This window comes from Sporosarcina sp. 6E9, from assembly GCF_017921835.1.
Lineage (GTDB): Bacteria > Bacillota > Bacilli > Bacillales_A > Planococcaceae > Sporosarcina.
Map to the genome: position 1 here is coordinate 1,659,017 of NZ_JAGEMN010000001.1, position 18,117 is coordinate 1,677,133.

The 18,117-nt window shown below is 40.1% G+C and carries 15 protein-coding genes; 6 read left to right on the plus strand and 9 right to left on the minus strand.

Features of this window, described 5'->3' with window-relative positions; genetic code table 11:
* Positions 1–16: 16 nt before the first annotated feature.
* Complete coding sequence (gene manA / locus J4G36_RS08585) at positions 17–961, minus strand: mannose-6-phosphate isomerase, class I (RefSeq protein WP_210469602.1); 945 nt, start codon at positions 959–961, stop codon at positions 17–19.
* Between the two features lie 182 nt (positions 962–1,143).
* On the opposite strand from manA, the gene J4G36_RS08590 reads away from it, so the two are divergent.
* Positions 1,144–3,027 carry a BglG family transcription antiterminator gene (locus tag J4G36_RS08590; RefSeq protein WP_210469603.1) on the plus strand — a complete coding sequence of 628 codons (1,884 nt, stop codon included), beginning with the start codon at positions 1,144–1,146 and terminating at the stop codon, positions 3,025–3,027.
* Between the two features lie 106 nt (positions 3,028–3,133).
* On the plus strand, positions 3,134–5,071 hold the full coding sequence (locus J4G36_RS08595) for a PTS fructose transporter subunit IIABC (RefSeq protein ID WP_210469604.1): 1,938 nt from the start codon (positions 3,134–3,136) through the stop codon (positions 5,069–5,071).
* A 48-nt stretch (positions 5,072–5,119) separates the two neighbouring features.
* Here the strand turns inward: J4G36_RS08595 and fabF are convergent, their stop codons facing one another.
* Together fabF and J4G36_RS08605 are read right to left on the minus strand one after the other, a co-directional pair.
* Positions 5,120–6,358: a beta-ketoacyl-ACP synthase II gene (gene fabF / locus J4G36_RS08600; RefSeq protein WP_210469605.1), complete on the minus strand. Its 1,239-nt coding sequence runs from the start codon at positions 6,356–6,358 to the stop codon at positions 5,120–5,122.
* A 79-nt stretch (positions 6,359–6,437) separates the two neighbouring features.
* The gene (locus tag J4G36_RS08605; RefSeq protein WP_210469606.1) at positions 6,438–7,370 is read right to left on the minus strand and encodes a beta-ketoacyl-ACP synthase III; all 933 of its coding nucleotides are present in this window, start codon (positions 7,368–7,370) and stop codon (positions 6,438–6,440) included.
* Positions 7,371–7,560: 190 nt separating this feature from the next.
* Between J4G36_RS08605 and J4G36_RS08610 the strand changes: the two genes are divergently transcribed.
* Positions 7,561–7,743: a DUF2929 family protein gene (locus J4G36_RS08610; protein ID WP_210469607.1), complete on the plus strand. Its 183-nt coding sequence runs from the start codon at positions 7,561–7,563 to the stop codon at positions 7,741–7,743.
* A gap of 48 nt (positions 7,744–7,791) precedes the next feature.
* On the opposite strand, the gene J4G36_RS08615 is transcribed toward J4G36_RS08610, so the two are convergent.
* The 3 genes from J4G36_RS08615 to J4G36_RS08625 all read right to left on the minus strand — a co-directional run bounded on the left by J4G36_RS08615 (position 7,792) and on the right by J4G36_RS08625 (position 11,260).
* Positions 7,792–9,927 carry an ATP-dependent Clp protease ATP-binding subunit gene (locus J4G36_RS08615; RefSeq protein ID WP_210470495.1) on the minus strand — a complete coding sequence of 712 codons (2,136 nt, stop codon included), beginning with the start codon at positions 9,925–9,927 and terminating at the stop codon, positions 7,792–7,794.
* Between the two features lie 209 nt (positions 9,928–10,136).
* Positions 10,137–10,445, minus strand: a complete 309-nt coding sequence (locus J4G36_RS08620; RefSeq protein WP_210469608.1) for a metal-sulfur cluster assembly factor — start codon at positions 10,443–10,445, stop codon at positions 10,137–10,139.
* 50 nt (positions 10,446–10,495) lie between these two features.
* Positions 10,496–11,260: a prolyl oligopeptidase family serine peptidase gene (locus J4G36_RS08625; protein WP_368668738.1), complete on the minus strand. Its 765-nt coding sequence runs from the start codon at positions 11,258–11,260 to the stop codon at positions 10,496–10,498.
* A 142-nt stretch (positions 11,261–11,402) separates the two neighbouring features.
* Here J4G36_RS08625 and J4G36_RS08630 point away from each other — a divergent pair, with 142 nt between their 5' ends.
* Genes J4G36_RS08630 through J4G36_RS08640 form a run of 3 tightly spaced genes read left to right on the plus strand, consistent with a single transcriptional unit; the run spans position 11,403 to position 14,457 of the window.
* Positions 11,403–12,218, plus strand: a complete 816-nt coding sequence (locus J4G36_RS08630) for a Cof-type HAD-IIB family hydrolase (RefSeq protein ID WP_210469610.1) — start codon at positions 11,403–11,405, stop codon at positions 12,216–12,218.
* A gap of 37 nt (positions 12,219–12,255) precedes the next feature.
* Positions 12,256–13,107 (plus strand): DegV family protein, encoded by an 852-nt coding sequence (locus J4G36_RS08635; RefSeq protein ID WP_210469611.1) that lies wholly within the window; start codon positions 12,256–12,258, stop codon positions 13,105–13,107.
* Between the two features lie 24 nt (positions 13,108–13,131).
* A complete protein-coding gene (locus tag J4G36_RS08640) occupies positions 13,132–14,457 on the plus strand; it encodes a CoA-disulfide reductase (RefSeq protein WP_210469612.1) in 1,326 nt (441 codons plus the stop codon).
* A gap of 38 nt (positions 14,458–14,495) precedes the next feature.
* On the opposite strand, the gene J4G36_RS08645 is transcribed toward J4G36_RS08640, so the two are convergent.
* The 3 genes from J4G36_RS08645 to J4G36_RS08655 form a co-directional block, all read right to left on the minus strand.
* Positions 14,496–15,941: an alpha-amylase family glycosyl hydrolase gene (locus J4G36_RS08645; protein ID WP_210469613.1), complete on the minus strand. Its 1,446-nt coding sequence runs from the start codon at positions 15,939–15,941 to the stop codon at positions 14,496–14,498.
* Positions 15,942–16,777: 836 nt separating this feature from the next.
* Positions 16,778–17,134, minus strand: coding sequence for a YisL family protein (locus J4G36_RS08650; RefSeq protein WP_210469614.1), 357 nt, complete (start codon positions 17,132–17,134; stop codon positions 16,778–16,780).
* Between the two features lie 73 nt (positions 17,135–17,207).
* On the minus strand, positions 17,208–18,107 hold the full coding sequence (locus J4G36_RS08655; protein ID WP_210469615.1) for a fumarylacetoacetate hydrolase family protein: 900 nt from the start codon (positions 18,105–18,107) through the stop codon (positions 17,208–17,210).
* Positions 18,108–18,117 lie beyond the last annotated feature (10 nt).

Genomic DNA, 18,117 nt, shown 5'->3' on the forward strand with positions numbered 1-18,117 from the left:
AGTTGCCTTTTTCGTATTAAATATGCGAAACAATTAGCGTTGCTTTGCCTTCAATCTGAAAATCACCGGCATTTGCTGGAATGATAAAATGATCACCCTTTTTAAGCGGGTATGATTCATTGCCTATCGTTAAGGCGCCCGTTCCGTCAATGACACTTGCCAATAGAAATGGGCTAAAGTTGAAATTTGCTGTTCCGTCGATATCCCATTTATACACAGTGAAATACTCTGCTTCAACAAACTTTGTAATCTTTGCGCCTAAAATAGTGCTTTGCTCTGGAGTTGTTACAGCGTCGTTATGGGGAATTGTAGAAACAGCAATCGATTTATCGATATGTAATTCACGTAATTGCCCCTCTTGATCAACTCGGTCGTAATCATACAAACGATAAGTTGTATCAGAACTTTGCTGTGTTTCTAGTACGACTGTTCCTTGACCCAACGCATGAATCGTTCCGCTTGGCACGTAGAAAAAATCACCTGGTTTAATTTTCACATTTCGCAGTAAAGAATTCCATTCACCTTTTTTAATCAGCTCAGTAAATTCTGCTTTAGTCTTGGCATTATGCCCAAAAATGATTTCCGCGTCCGCTTCACAATCGATAATATACCAGCACTCGGTCTTTCCAAGCTCGCCATTTTCATGTAAGTTGGCGTACGCATCGTCTGGATGAACTTGAACAGATAAATTCGTATTCGCATCCAAAATTTTTGTTAACAGCGGAAATACTTCTGTCTGATGACTTCCGAATAACGCCGGTTGTTCATCCCAAAGTTCAATTAACGTTTGACCTGCAAATTCACCATTCTTCACAATGGATGGCCCGTTTGGGTGTGCAGAAATTGCCCAACACTCGCCAGTCTTATCTGATGGGGTGTCGTAACCGAATTGCTCTTTCAAAGCAGAGCCTCCCCATATTCGTTCTTGAAATACCGGTTCTAAAAATAATGGTTGTTTCATAAATAATCATCCTTTCACCATTTACATCTTTATCACACTTTGAACTACTCTTCAAAAGAAATGTGCGATGGATTTTCTAATGCTGTTCCAAATTATACAGTTGTCATGTATTCATTGGTATAATAACGATACTCGTAAGTAGAACAACTGGAGATTATTTTTCAACTAAAGAGGCGAAATGAATGAATGTACGTCAATTTGAATTAATAAATATATTGTTAACTAGCCAAGAGCGCTATCTTCTAGTAGATGACTTGGCACAGAAACTAAACTGCTCAGAAAAAACAATTCGTAATGACTTGAAATATGCAGCGGATCTTTTTAACAAACATTCCAATATTCAACTCAACCGAAAACCAGGTTACGGTGTTTTTTTACTTGGGAAAAAAGAAGACCGACTCCGATTGTTAACAATATTACAGAAAAATCGTGAGAAACCAACTGATGAACGAATATTTGACATGACTTTTGAGCTTTTAACAGCTGTCAATCCCTTGACACTGCAACACTTTTCTGAACAGCACTTTACAAATAGAACAAGCATAAAAAAAGATTTAGAATTAATTGCCGGGTGGCTTCGTCCGTTTGAAATTACTTTAGAAGCAAAACAGAATGTCGGGGTGTTTCTTATTGCTGAAGAAGCAAAAAGGCGTAGCGCAATTGCCCAGCTTGTTACCACCTATAGTCACGAACAGCAATCCATTATTCGGCTATTTCCTGAGCATGAAGTAAATTTTGTAACATCCATAATTAAAAAGCGCGGGTTTGTTTTTACGGATGAAACTTTTGATAGGTTAGTCATCCATATAATCATTGCGATTAAGCGAATTAAACAAAAAAGCCCGATTTCACTACCTGGACAAGATTCAAACATTACGAATCGGGTGGAATATAAACAAGCACAGCAATTGGTGAAGGAAATCGAATCTTTTTTCACGCTCCGAATTCCTGAAAGTGAAGTAACTTACTTAGCCTGGCACTTAATAAGCGGAAAAAAACTAACAGAGGGCGAAACAAACAATCCATTTCTCGTAACATTAGTCACTGAACTAATAACCGAGATGTCGCAGTTAACAAAAACTGATTTTACAAGTGATCATACATTATTCCAAGGGCTTATGATTCACTTACAACCAGTGCTAAATCGACTTTCTTACCAACTACCTATTAAAAACCCATTACTAACGGAAATTAAAAATAAGTATCCCTATATGTTCAGCATGGTCATTTTAGCACTGAAAAAATCTGATGAATTATTCCAGGTGATATTACTTGAAGATGAAGTAGCTTACATTGTCCTTCATTTCCAAGCATCGGTGGAACGTCAAAAACAAATAACTTTACAGAGAAAACGCGCAATTATTGTTTGTCACCTTGGAATTGGCATGTCTAATTTATTAAGATCAAAAGTTGAGCGCCAACTACCTGATTTAAGAATTGTACAGTGTATCAGCAAAGCTGATTTACATAACTACTTGTCGGATGACTTGGACCTTATTATCTCTACAATTGAGTTACCAGACATGCCAATTCGGCATATTGTTATTTCACCTTTATTTAATTTAGATGACCAGGACCGTTTACAAACTTTTATTAACATGGACGGGCCGGCAAGTGTCGAACAACATGCGTATGCTACTTTGCTTCATTTTATTGATGAAAACTCTATCTTCTTACAGATTGATCTAGAACATCGGTATGAAGTCGTGGAAATGCTAGCTACCGCCTTATATAAGCGAGGTTATGTCCAAGAAGAATTCATACACACGGCTGTTTTAAGAGAAAGAACGTCAGCGACTTCAATTGGATCCTCGATTGCGATACCACATGGCAATCCATCTGGCATTCTACACTCAGGTATTGCTGTAGCTATTTTGAAACAGCCAATTGAATGGGGAGTAGATAAAGTTTCCCTTGTATTTTTACTGGCTGTTGTTGATGAAGAAACCAAAGTAACCAAAAGCCTTTTTAATGAATTATCATTTTTAAGTGAACAAGACGAACTCGTAAAAGAATTAATCCAACAAAAAAATACGTCCGCTTTTATAAAAAGTTTGACACAATAACGGTGTTTTACCGGAAGTTTCGGTAAAAGTATAGCTATTTACTTCCTTATTCGGGTATATAATATGGACAGAGTTGAACCATAGTAACTATAAGGAGGACGTTCAAATGAAAATACTAGCTGTAACTGCTTGTCCAGTCGGAATTGCCCATACGTTTATGGCAGCCGAGAACTTGGAAAAAGCCGGTAAAGAGCTTGGCATCGATATAAAAGTAGAAACACAAGGATCGACAGGCGTTGAAAATGCACTTACAGATTGCGACATTGAAGAAGCAGACGGAATTATTATTGCTGCTGATAGAACAATCGATAAAGAACGATTTGCTGGAAAAAAAGTGATCATTACAGGGGTGCAAGATGGAATTCGCCGCCCAAAAGAATTGATCAACCAATTTAAATCAGGTGAAGTGCCTGTTTACAAACCCGGTAAACGCGCAACTTCAAGTTCTCAAGAAGATCACGGTTCCAAGCAAAATCCAATCTATCGTCACTTAATGAACGGCGTTTCCTATATGATACCGTTTATAGTTGTCGGCGGTTTACTTATTGCGATTGCGTTAACTTTAGGTGGAGAGCAAACGCCTGGCGGGATTGTGATCCCTGAAGATTCGGTTTGGAAAACAGTTGAAAGCCTAGGTGGCACTGCATTCACCTTTATGATTCCAATTTTAGCCGGATTTATCGCTGTTAGTATTGCGGACAGACCAGGACTAGCGCCCGGTCTTATCGGTGGATTTATCGCTGCCAATGGGAGTTTTTACGGTAGTGAGGCTGGCGCAGGATTTATCGGCGGAATTATCGCTGGTTTCTTGGCGGGTTATGTTGCGCTCTTTATAAAAAACATTAAAGTTCCAAGGGCGCTACAACCCATAATGCCCATTATTATTATCCCGGTTTTTGCTTCACTCATAGTTGGACTAGCTTTCATTTACATTATCGGTGCACCTGTTGCGGGAATTTTTGAGGCGTTAACGACTTGGCTCGCCGGAATGCAAGGAACAAGCTCCATTTTACTTGCACTTATACTTGGTGCAATGATTTCATTTGATATGGGCGGCCCATTTAACAAGGTTGCCTTCCTCTTCGGTGCAGCTATGATTGTCGAAGGTAATTATGGCATTATGGGACCCATTGCTGTAGCGATTTGTATTCCGCCAATCGGCATGGGTGTTGCAACATTTTTAAACAAAAAGAAATACCGTGAAGCGGAACAAGAAGCAGGAAAAGCCTCGTTTACAATGGGCTTGTTCGGGATTACCGAAGGTGCTATTCCCTTTGCCGCACAAGATCCACTTCGGGTTATTCCAAGTATTATGGTTGGTTCTATGGTCGGGGCAGTTATTGCGATGATCGGACAAGTTGGTAATAAGGTTGCTCACGGCGGACCAATCGTTGCTGTTCTTGGTGCCGTTGACAATGTAGTTATGTTTTTCATCGCTGCGGCAGTCGGGGTATTCGTAACGGCATTCATGGTAAACTTTTTAAAGAAAGATGTTTCTTTCGAGCCAGCGGTTGCAGTAGCTGGCGATACACACACACAAGAGAATGTTGAAGTGACACCAGAAGCTACGACTACTGAAGGTGAGATTCGTAAATTAACAGATATTACAAATGAACATTTAATCGATGTGAACTTACAAGGAACAACGCGTGATGACATCATTGACGAATTAATAAACAAGTTAGATGCTAACGGTGTACTTGATACAAAAGAGACTTTCAGAGAAGCCATCTTTAACCGTGAAGCGCAAAGTTCGACAGGTATTGGTGCAAATATCGCAATTCCGCATGGTAAATCCAATGCCGTTAAACGTCCTGCCGTCGTTTTCGGACTTCAACAGGCCGGCGTTGATTGGAACAGTATTGATGGTACAGACGCCAAAATAATATTTATGATTGCTGTACCCGAAAAAAGTGCCGGCGATGCACATTTGAAAATCTTACAAATGCTTTCGCGGAAATTAATGGATGACACTTTTAGAAATGAGCTACTAGCAGTAACTACCACAGAAGAAGCATATAGACTGTTGGATACGATTCAATGAACATAAAAAAACGAGTTATTCGATATCGAATAACTCGTTTTTTGTATTTTATATTTTCTTGAAAATTAGTGTCGCGTTATGTCCGCCGAAACCAAGTGAGTTGCTCATCGCGTATTCGATATTAGCTTTTCGTGCTTCGTTTGGTACGACATCCAGGTCACATTCTGGATCAGCATTCACATAGTTCATTGTTGGTGGTAGAATGCCTTCTTGAAGTGCTTTGACTGTAAAGATTGCTTCAAGACCGCCAGCTGCTCCTAGAAGATGTCCTGTCATCGATTTCGTAGAGCTTATCGCAAGTTTGTAGGCATGGTCACCGAAAACGGTTTTCGCCGCCATCGTCTCAAACTGGTCGTTATAAGGTGTACTTGTACCGTGCGCATTAATATAGTCGATTTTATCTGGAGAAATCTCTCCTTCTTCTATTGCCTGCCTCATCGCACGTGCCGCACCTTCGCCTTCTGGAGCTGGAGCTGTAATATGATGCGCATCCCCAGTTGAGCCGTATCCGATAAGTTCCGCGTAAATTTTCGCTCCACGCTTGACTGCATGTTCGTATTCTTCAAGGATAACGATTCCCGCACCTTCACCGATTACGAAGCCGTCACGTTCGGCATCGAAAGGACGAGATGCTTGAGTTGGATCGGGATTTAAGGACAGTGCTTTGTTTGCACAAAATCCAGCGACAGACATCGTTGTAATTGGCGCTTCAGCACCACCTGAAATCATAACGTCTGCATCCCCACGTCGAATCACCTCGAATGCATCGCCAATCGAATTCGTTCCAGATGCACAAGCAGTTACTGTACAAGAGTTAATCCCTTTCGCGCCAAAATGAATCGAAACCTGACCAGAAGCCATATCCGGAATCATCATTGGTACAAAGAAAGGACTTACACGGCGATAGCCTCTTTCTTGGAATGTTAAAAACTGCTGTTCATGTGTCTCCATGCCGCCGATTCCTGATCCAATCCATACGCCTGTACGAAGTTTAAGTTCTTCATCAAGCTCTTCTAAACCAGCGTCTTTCATTGCCATAATCGATGCTGCAAGCGCGTAGTGAGTGAAACGGTCCATTTTCCGCGCTTCTTTACGCTCAATATAGTCTTCAATATTAAAATCTTTTACTTCTGCGGCTACTTTAACGGGGAACTGATCACTGTCTAGTCTAGTCAGCGGTCCAACACCTGATTTACCATTAATAACAGCTTCCCAAGATTCTTCAGCTGTATTCCCTACCGGTGAGATAGCGCCAATTCCCGTAATAACTACACGTCTTTTAGTCATGTTTTAAAACTCTCCTTTACGAAATATATAGCTTATTATTCAGTATAAATGCAGTTCTTAATATTAGCATTCAGAACGATTATTTACCCCAACGCATACAAATTGCGCCCCAAGTTAATCCTCCACCGAAACCAACGAAGACGATAACATCATCGTCTTTAACTTTACCCTCTTCAAGATCATCGACAAGTGAAATCGGAATTGATGCAGCAGATGTATTTCCGTATTTCTGAATCGTTTTCGACATTTTCTCAATTGGTAAGCCGAGTCGTTCACGTGAGGCTTCCATGATTCTAATATTAGCCTGATGTGGGATTAAATAATCAACATCGTCTTTACCCAAGCCAGCCTTCTCGATTACATTCAATGCAGACTGCCCCATTTGACGTACTGCAAATTTAAATACTTCACGGCCGTTCATAATCAGCTTTTCATCTTGATAAAGATGTTTACCGCCCGACCCATCTGCACCTAGTTCGAAAGATAAAATTCCGCGACCTTCACTTACTTTTCCAACAACCGCTGCGCCTGCACCGTCGCCAAATAGGACAGCTGTATTCCGATCATCCCAATCCGTTATTTTGGATAATTTCTCAACACCAACGACGAGCACGTAATCGTATGTGCTTGATTCAACAAACTGTTTCGCAGTCACCAAACCATACATAAAGCCCGCGCATGCCGCGGAAATATCCATTGCAGCTGCGTTTTTAGCGCCTAACTGTTCTTGTAGCATCGTCGAAACGGATGGAAAAGGACGATCCGGTGTAACTGTGGCGACAAGTATTAACCCGATGTCATCTGGGCTTACCCCGGAATTTTCTATCGCATTGACCGCCGCGTTGTATGCCATATGTGATGTATCCATATCATCGGCAGCAATTCTTCTTTCCTCAATACCTGTCATAGTACGAATCCATTCATCGGATGTATCCATTCGTTTTTCAAGATCCGCGTTTGTTAATATATGTGACGGAACGTATTTTCCTACTCCTAATAAACCTGCATTCATAAAAATATCCTCCGTTCTTTATCATCTAATATTAGTACCTGGTATTAATCATAAGAGATTCGAATGATTTTTACAACAGGCCGACACCAATTCGCCAAAATAAACTTTATATTAATTGAATAATTGTTTCCCAACTGTCAAGCCTATGGTATGATTGTTTGAGGAAATAGTAATGTAGAGGTGAGCTAAATTGAGATTCATTTTAACTTTTGTATGGGCATTCGCTTTAGTTACGTTGCTTAATTATGTTGTTGGAGCGATTGCAAACGTTCCATTCAATTTTGAAGCGGGTATAATTATAGCAGCAGTTGTAGGAGTTTTAGTCATTCTTGTTGGTGAATCAATGCCAGAAGGACCTATTTCGGATAATTGATTTTAAAAAAGCAGCTATGGAGAAATACGCCATAGCTGCTTTTTAGTTCTATTGTTTTTTTACAACGAGTTCACCGTCGGCCATCGTAAGTAGAAATTCTCCGTTCGGGCCAATGTCGCCTTTGATTAATTCACGCGCGACGACAGTCTCGACATGCCTTTGGATAAATCGTTTCAATGGGCGTGCGCCGAAATCCGCATCTGTCCCTTCTTCGACAATCCAATCCAAAACCGCTTCTTCGTATTTCATCGTCACTTCTTGCTCGTCAAGTCTCATTACGAGGTCTTCAATCATTTTCCCTGCAATTCGCTTAAATGCATTACCAGTTAATGAATGAAAAATAATAATGTCATCCATTCGGTTCAATAGCTCTGGCTTGAAATGATTTCTTAACTCAGCCATGACAAGATCTTCAGCGGCATGGTTTTCAGTATCCGCTAATCCATGTAACAAATAGGATGAGCCAATATTTGAAGTCATTATGATAACCGTATTTGTGAAATTGACTAGCCTTCCTTGGCTGTCTGTAATGCGGCCATCATCAAGCACTTGTAGAAGTATATTAGCCACATCTGGATGCGCTTTTTCAATTTCATCTAATAGCACAACTGAATAAGGATTGCGTCGAACAGCTTCCGTTAATTGTCCGCCTTCTTCATAACCAATATATCCAGGGGGTGCGCCGACAAGTCGAGAAACACTATGTTTCTCCATATATTCAGACATATCAATGCGAATGAAATGATCTTCCGAATCAAATAATGTCGCGGCTAACGTTTTCGCGAGCTCCGTCTTCCCTACCCCCGTTGGGCCAAGAAACAGGAATGAGCCAATGGGTTTATTGGGATCTTGAATGCCTGCACGTGCTCGCCATACAGCTTCAGTTACAAGTTGAACGGCATCGTCTTGCCCAATAACGCGCTCTTGTAGCGTTTCACGTAAACGTAGGAGCTTTTCCCTTTCACCTTCAACCAATTTAGTTACCGGAATGCCTGTCCATCTGGCAACAATTGTCGCGATTTCTTCCTCAGTTACTTCCTCACGTAAAAGTCGATTTTCTTTACCATCAAGTAATGGCGCTTCAAATGTTTTAAGTTCAGCCTCCATTGCAGGAATTTTTCCGTGGCGAAGTTCTGCGGCTTTATTCAAATCATAGCGATTTTCTGCATCTTCTAACTCTCGTCTGAATTGATCAAGCTGTTCTCGTTTTTCTTGAATTTTACTTAAAGTTTCTTTTTCCGATTCCCACTGGGCGCGCATATCAGCAGAAGAATCCTTCAGCTCTTGCAACTCTTCGCGTAAAAGTTGAAGTCTTGTTTGACTCGCTGGATCTTTCTCTTTCTGCAAGGCTTGCTCTTCAATTTCGAGTTGCATCATTCTCCGAGTAACGGCGTCAAGTTCTTGCGGCATCGAATCGATTTCTGTTCGAATCATCGCACTTGCTTCATCGATTAAATCAATGGCTTTGTCAGGTAAAAACCTTTCTGTAATATAGCGATTCGACAAAGCGGCTGCTGCTACAATGGCCCGGTCATGGATACGCACGCCGTGGTGCAATTCATACATTTCTTTTAATCCTCTTAAGATTGAGACTGTATCTTCAACAGAAGGTTCGCGAACCATGACTTGCTGAAAACGACGCTCCAATGCTGGATCTTTTTCGATATACATTCGATATTCATCTAGTGTCGTTGCGCCAATACAATAAAGTTCGCCGCGAGCCAACATAGGCTTTAACATATTGCCGGCATCCATTGCCCCGTCCGACTTCCCAGCGCCAACGATTGTATGGATTTCATCGATGAAAAGGATAATTTGTCCTTCGCTATCTTTTACTTGTTTTAAAACACTTTTTAACCGTTCCTCGAATTCACCCCGGTATTTTGCGCCTGCGATAAGTGCACTCATATCAAGTTCGAAAATTTCGCGTCCCTTTAATCCCTCTGGAACATCACCTTTTACAATTCGTTGGGCGAGTCCTTCAACGATTGCCGTCTTCCCTACCCCTGGTTCTCCAATCAAGACCGGATTGTTTTTTGTTTTCCGTGATAAAATACGAATTGTATTACGAATTTCTTCATCGCGCCCAATGACAGGATCCATCTTTCCATTTTTCACTTCTTCTACAAGGTTGCGACCAAATTGTTCAAGTGGTGTCCGTTCGTCTTCTTGCTGTCCTTGCATTCTCATACATAATCACCTTTCCTCTCGTCTGACTTTGACTATCTTTGACTAACTAAATTATATAATGATTTAACCTCTAGGTAAAGCAGATTGATTTAAATAAAAGCGAGCGCAAACCACGGCGTAGCGTGTATTATTTAGTTTCCTAAACATAAAAAAAGACTGTACAACTTAATAATAAGTCATACAGTCTGTTATTTATAAAAAGCTTATCGTACGCCTAATGCCATTTTTGCATAACGCGACATATTGTCTTTTGACCAAGGTGGATTCCAAACAATATTAACGTCTACATCTTTTACTTCTGGAAGCTCCATAAGTTCTTGTTTAATATTTCCAACAATTTGAGGTCCCATTGGACATCCCATTGATGTAAGTGTCATCGTAACTTTTGCAGTACCATCTTCATCTAATTCAACATCATAAACAAGCCCTAGATTTACTATATCTATCCCAAGCTCAGGGTCAATAACGTTTTCAATTGCGCCCATCATACTGTCTTTCATTTCTTGACTCATTGTTTTACCCCTTCCAATTCAGATGATACCTTCATCATAACAGCCAACTGTCATTCATTCAAATGACTTGCAAGCCAATTTACAGAAGCAAGCATGCCTGACCTGGTCACCGCATGGGATGCATATTTATCAGTCACAAAACTTAGTCGGTCAGGAACAGCGGCATAGTCAGCTTTTACAGCTTGATAAAACTTATATGTCGGTTTATAAGGAACAACTGGATCATTTTTTCCGTGCCAGAAGAATAGCGGTCTTTGATTCAATACAGACTGATTTTTTGTAATATCAAATACAGCTAAATCAGTGAACAATTTCTCTCGTTCATTTTTGGTCACAGGCAATTTAAATCCTTCTGATTCAAATTGTTTGATTTGAGCTTTTGCTAATTCTACAAATCCAGCCGCACCCATCATGACAGCAGCCGCATCTATCCATTCGTACATTTTCAACGCACCTAAAGTTGTAATTCCACCCATCGATGTTCCGGCAACGCCAATTTTCGCGGAAGATAATAAATTACGGCTTGTTAACTCATTACGAACTATCCCTAGTTCCTCTATGGAGGTGATGACAATTTCCCAAAATCGAAGTGATAATTCCGCTTCATCCAAATTTTCTTCACGAACGCCGTGTAAATGAGCGTCAGGCAAAAGTACACGCATCCCCTTTTTTGCAAGATTATAGGCGTAGTGAAGATTATGTTCTTTCGCACTTGTAAATCCATGGAAAAAGACAACGACTGGGACTTCTTTTTGTTCATTTTCATTTTCTACTATATGTAATAAGGGGATTGTTCCCCAAGTTTCTTCATTCATAATCATACAAACACAACCTTTTTCTTTTAGTTTCAGCGTACCAAAGTTTTTCTAGAAAAACAAAAAGGTTGTTTTAGCTGCTTGCTTCTTTGACTTGCATAATGACTTAACGGTAAACTTACTTATAAAGGGGGGGTCTATTTTGAAGCCACATTTAATCGTTCTTGATCTCGATGGGACTCTATTGACAGATGATAAAATAATAACAAAAAAGACAGCTGAAACTTTGCAAAAAGCTAAAAATGAAGGTCATCATGTAATGATTGCAACAGGCAGACCGTTTCGTGCGACTGAGTTTTATTATCGCCAGCTTGGACTAACTACGCCTATTGTCAATTTTAATGGTGCTTTTGTGCATCATCCCGACAACCGTGCTTGGAAAACAATTCATGAAACACTTTCCCTTTCCGTTGTGAAAGAAGTCTTGGAAGCGATGCAAAAGTTTCCTTGGAACAATATGGTTGCCGAAGTAAAGGATGATGTTTATCTGCATTATCATGATGAAAAAGTTTTGGACAACTTCAAGATGGGAACTCCAAAAGTAACAACTGGGGAGATCCAAAACTATTTAAAAGAAGATCCGACGTCCTTGCTTATTCAAGCCAATGAAAATAATGTTGATACGATTGTTCAACATCTCGACCATATTCATGCTGAAGTTGTGGGTAATCGTATATGGGACTCGCCTTTCGGTCATGTAATCGAAGTTTTTCGCAGTGGTCTCAGTAAAGCAGCAGGATTATCACATGTCGCGAAGTGGATGGATATTCCGAAAGAACGCATCATTGCTTTCGGTGATGAAAATAATGATTTAGAAATGATTGAATTTGCAGGGGTTGGTGTCGCAATGTCAAACGGGATTGACGAGTTAAAATCGATTGCTGATGAAGTGACATCAAAATCGAATAATGAAGATGGGATTTCACAAGTACTAGATGAACGGTTACAATTAAAGTAAGAATATTTAACCAAATAGAGATAAGGGGGATTAGTAAATGAGAATATATGCAGATAGTGCATCAGATTTACCCAAAGCATTTTTCGATAAAAATGATGTTACGTTAATTCCATTACATGTTTTAATTGATGGGAAAGAGTATGAAGATATCGTTGAAATAGATTCCCGTGAAGTATACAAAACGATTCGAAACGGCGGACAACCCAAAACATCACAAGTTTCCCCTGAAGAATTGTTGGAAAGATGGACCGAGCTTTCGAATTCTGGCGAAGAAGGTATATATATTGCGTTTTCATCTGAATTATCGGGTACTTACAATACCGCGGTAATGATGCGTGACCAGGTCAAAGAGGAAAACAAAGATTTGAATTTGCTCATTCTGGATTCAAAATGCGCATCTCTTGGATATGGACTTCTTATAAAAGAAGCCGTTAGACTTCGTAATGCAGGTGAAACGCTGGAAGAAATTGAAGAAAAGATTCAATTTATGGCCGACCATATGGAACATCTATTTACCGTTGAGGATCTCGATTATATGGCACGTGGGGGTAGAGTTTCAAAGGCTAGCGCATTTATCGGTGGATTATTAAATATTAAACCCTTATTGCATGTAGAAGGTGGAAAGTTAGTTCCCATTGAAAAACATCGCGGGCGTAAAAGAGTATTGCGTCGCATCGTTGAGTTAATGGAAGAACGCGGGGACAATTTAACCAAACAAACCATTGCAATCAGTCATGGCGATGATGAAACAATTGCGCTCGAATTGAAAGCGTTAGTGGAAGAAAAGTTTCAACCAAGAAATATTGAAATTCACATGATTGGATCAGTTATAGGAGCACATGCCGGACCTGGCACGGTGTCAATCTTTTTCCTGAATAAACTTGAATAATACTAAGTCATAAAGGGTGATATTGTGAAAGTAGTTATAATTGGTGCTGTCGCTGGAGGATCTACCGTTGCATCGCAAATTAGGCGCGTGCTTCCCAATGCTGATATCACACTAATAGGTCATGAAAAGAAAATCGGTTACGGTACCTGCGGATTACCGTATGTTATCGGAGGCTTAATAGAAGATAAGACAAAAGTGGGTGGGCCTTCTCCTGATAAGTTTGGTGAGAAACGTAATATTTCAATACTCACTCGCCATGATGCGACGTCTATTAACCGTGAAACGAAAACAGTGCAAGTCCAAAACCTTGAAACAGATGAAGTTTTCACGCTTGAATACGATAAACTTATCTTGTCGACAGGTGGAAAGTCACGTATACCAGATATTAAAGGTATAGGAAAGTTACCTTTAATCACTTTAAAAAGTTATACCGATATGGAATATATCCAAGAGTTTATTGAACGAGAACAGCCAAAATCATGCGCCATTATCGGCGGTGGATTTATAGGCGTCGAACTTGCCGAGAACTTTAGGCATTTGGGAATAAAAACTGCGCTAATTGAACGAAATGATCGAGTCATGAAAGCGATGGATAGAGAAATATCGGATATCTTATACAAGGAAATGGCAGATAACGGCGTCGAATTTTATTTTAACGATGAGATTGAGCGCGTGGAAGACAAGAAATTGATTATGAAAAACGGGATGAATTTTGATGTTGATTTTGTCGCTGCGAGCATTGGTATCATTCCGAATACAAGTCTAGCTGAAGAAATTGGTCTGACAATCGGCGAAACTAAAGGTATTGTCGTAAATGACTATATGCAATCAAGTGACCCCGATATTTATGCGATTGGCGATGTCGCGGAAACTTCTGATTGGCATACAGGTAAACCTAAAATGGTCCAACTTGCTTGGCATGCACATCGTCAAGCTTATATTGTGGCAAGTCATCTAAATGGAAAACCTGTGAAAATCAATGGATTTCTGGGCTCAACAATAACTAAATTATTTTCATTGACAGCAGGCATGACGGGTCACTCGGAACAAAGCTTGCTGAACGAGGGAATTGAATTTGAAACGGTTACCTATGAAGGGCGGACCAATGCAGGCTACTACCCCAATCACGGCACAATCTATATACGCGTCCATTATGACCGTCATTCACGTTTGATCTTAGGTGGTCAAGCCGTTGGCAACAAAGGCGTCGACAAGCGCATAGATGTACTTGCAACTGCAATGATGGGCAATATGACTGTGGATGATTTATCCGCACTAGAGCTTAGCTATTCTCCGCCCTACTCCTCACCGAAAGATCCGGTGAACATGCTCGGATATAAAGCGAAGTAAAAAAATCCCAAGACTGATATGCTGTCTTGGGATTTTACTTATTTTTTCTCTTCTACCCTGTTTTTCTTCCCTCTTCTCCACACTGCTAATAGGAATCCTAAGAACAATGTGTAAATCAGAATAGAGGCGATTAAATACGGGATGTTAAACCCTTTGTCTTCATCTACGATATATACTTCAGCCAATTCTCGTTCGAGAACAACTCTATATTTACCGTCTTTTCCTTGTTTAATCATATCGCCACCGACAACGCCGCGCAATCTTTTATTTTCACCTATAACGTCCTCATCGATTACTAAATTATCGGTTTTCGATGTATTATTCAATGCAACAATCCACGTCTCTTCATCAGAAGAACGTTTGAAAACTGTGAAGCCATCTTTGTTATGCAGTAACTCGAAGTCGCCATTACGAAGTGTGTCTGACTTGTTTCGTAATGTGTTTAAATCACCAATATACTCTTGTAATTCCATATCCGTCTTAAAGTTAGAAATTGGATGGCTTTCAGGCGCTTCTTGTCCGTTTACTGCTATCTCAGATCCATAAGGCATCATAGGAACACCCGGCAATGTGAATAATGCAGTCGCTGCAATCTTCCATCTTGTCGGTGGAAACATTCTTAATGTAAACATTTCATATGTAAAACGCGGTCCTGTTAATTCATCGAATTGGATAATGTCCGTTTCGTTTTTATCTTCAAATAACTGAAGTGGTGATGAATCAGGATCGACTTGTACGTATGACTGTTGGAGTGCTTCCATTTTTTCGATATTAGGCACTGTATCGAAATTTGCATTCGATTCTTCTGTTGATATTACATATATATTCTCATCAGCTTGTTTAATTGCTGCGATGACTTCATTTAAAAAGTCTTCTTCGAAATCGCCAATTTTTGTTAAACGAATTCCAGCTAACTCATACTTATCCACGAATGAAACAACAGCATCAAGAATCATTTCTTTTGTAGTTGGATTTGAGGTATCCCAGTCAATAGTTCCATCTTCAGCAGGAATAGACGGGACAAGATCATTTTTTACCCAAGTATGATTTTCACTGACCCCGCTCATTGGAAAATCTGCGACAACACCGATGTTTTCCTTTTCCAAGGATGCAATCATGTCAGCAAACTCTTCTTCAGTTCCGAAATGCGGTTCTAACGTTTCGTAATCAAGGGCTTGACTCCCGTCATAAGTAGCTGTGCTAAATACTGGCCCCACTGAAATCAAGGTAAATCCCATATCGACGAGATACTCCATTTTTAAGGTAATCCCTGCGAAGTCTCCACCGCTAAATGCGTTCAAATCTCGAGGATTAACGCCTTCATTATTGTCGTAATTCCCGTCATTAAATCGGTCCACAAGTAAATCGTATATACTTTCATCTTGTAGTGTTCCAACATTTTTTGCGAATGCCCCTGTTGGATAAATTATAGATAAAATCAAAGTCATTGATAATAGTAGCCCAAACCATTTATTACTTTTCACAAATAAAGCCTCCTAATTAACGAACTATCACACTTCATTTTAACAAATGAAATGAAGAGTGGCTATTCTTTAATCAATAAATCCAATGTTGATTGCAGAAATGGGGCGGATATGTGAAATAAACGAAAACTGAATAGGTCAACTAAGAGTTTCTCATTATATTCCGCTTCGCCGCTGGTGGATGCCTCCCGCGATAAGCCTGACAAGAAAAACACTGTCAGTCTTATCGCTCCGGCTCCCACTGGCAAGGCGCCTATGCTGGTTTTGCTTGGTAGATAGTTGATGTTTCTATTTATTTAAGGAAATGAAGTGAAAGCCGTCAAGAATAGGCGGATATTTGCTTACTGTAGTTGTCTCTAGTTTGCTTGCACTTAAAAGTTTTTGCTTGCAAGTCGAGACCTTCCACCTGTATAAAAATCTGATGTTCAAGCAACTCTGCAGATAAGATCAGATAAAATAACGCAACATAAATCACCTTGTATATTGAATTAGTGGATTGGATTGGAGTGCAGGGCGGCGACTCCAGCGGAATCAGCGAGACAGCCGAGACCCTGCAGGAAGAGCCGTTACGAAGAACGGCTTTTGCGACCTAAAAGCGTAGCGTTTGAGAGCACGGTTTTAGCGACGAAGCGGCTCGGCGCTCGCCCGCAGGAAAGCGTCCGCCCGCAACGGAAATCAACAAACAAAATAATAACTATTTCTTGAATAGTGGAATACACAAGTCTTCTCCAACACTATTTCCTTTTTTGACACAAATAAAAAGCATAGCAGGAATATAAAACTTCCTACCATGCTTTTGCTTTTTAATTATTAAATTGTCCAGCATTCTTTCTAAATTAAGCGAACCAGGTAATTCCCATCGGCAGTTTAAATCCGAGGAACATAGTTGCGAATAAAAAGATGAAAAAGAAAATCCATAATGTCGTAACGTTTTTCTCTTTGCTCGAACGAACTAGCACCATTTCCATTAGACCGATGGTAACTAATCCTAGTAAGAATTTAACTCCGTATAGAGCCGGATCCAAACTAGAAGAATTCATGAACAACATGAAACCTGACACTAAAATTAGCACATAAAATAGTCTACTGCTCATATGAACAATTTTTCGTCCCTTTGAGCCATTCGCCATTACAGCAGCTATAAGGAATAAAATAATTCCAACAACCCAAGTAAAAATATGAAAATGTATCATCAACTTCACCTCATAAAAAATATCTTACTATATTATCCTATCATATATTCGTATAAGGCTTAAGCAAACACGCTTATACAAATCGATTTGAAAGTGTGCCAATCCCCTCAATCGAAATATTAACCGTATCCCCTTCTTTCAAATACACAGGCGGATTCAAGCCTTTCCCGACACCTGCTGGGGTACCCGTCAAGATGACATCACCAGGCTCCAATGTTACAAATCGAGAAACTTCAGCAATAATTTCATCGACCTTAAACATCATGGCGTCTGTATTGCTATTTTGCCGAATTTCATCATTTACTTTCGTAACAATTGATAAGTTATTCGGGTTTGGCAGTTCATCTTTGGTGACCAAATAGGGCCCCATTGGACAGCTCGCATTTAAACTTTTTCCAAGAAAAAACTGTCCGTGCGCTTTTTGAATATCGCGTGCGGTAATATCGTTCGCAATTGTATAACCGAAAATATAATCATACGCCAATTGTTTAGGTATGTTATGGCCTTTTTTACTGATGACAACCGCTAGTTCCCCTTCATAGTCAAGGTTCTCCGTCACTTCGGAATGGATAGGTAATTGTTGTTCATCCGCGGTAATTGTTGTTGGTGATTTCGTGAAGATCATCAACTTTTCTGGCGCGGCTTCGTCACCCATTTCGGTTGCGTGATCAAAATAGTTTTTCCCGACGCAAATGACATTCTTCGGTGTTCTAGGGATTGGCGCAAGCCATTCAATAGATGAGAATGAATATTTATACTCGCCCGCATCCCCCTCTTTTTCTGCGCGGGTAACAAGTTTACGGATTAATTCAACAAAATCTAACCCCAATGAAACACCTTCGATGATTGTTTTAGGGAAACGAGTTTCTCCGTAATGGGTTGCTAATCCGAATGCGTCCCATACCGCTTCTTCTCTTTTTACTTTCGGACCGTACAATATCTGACCTTCCAATTGAAATGATAGCAATTTCATCTTTTTAACC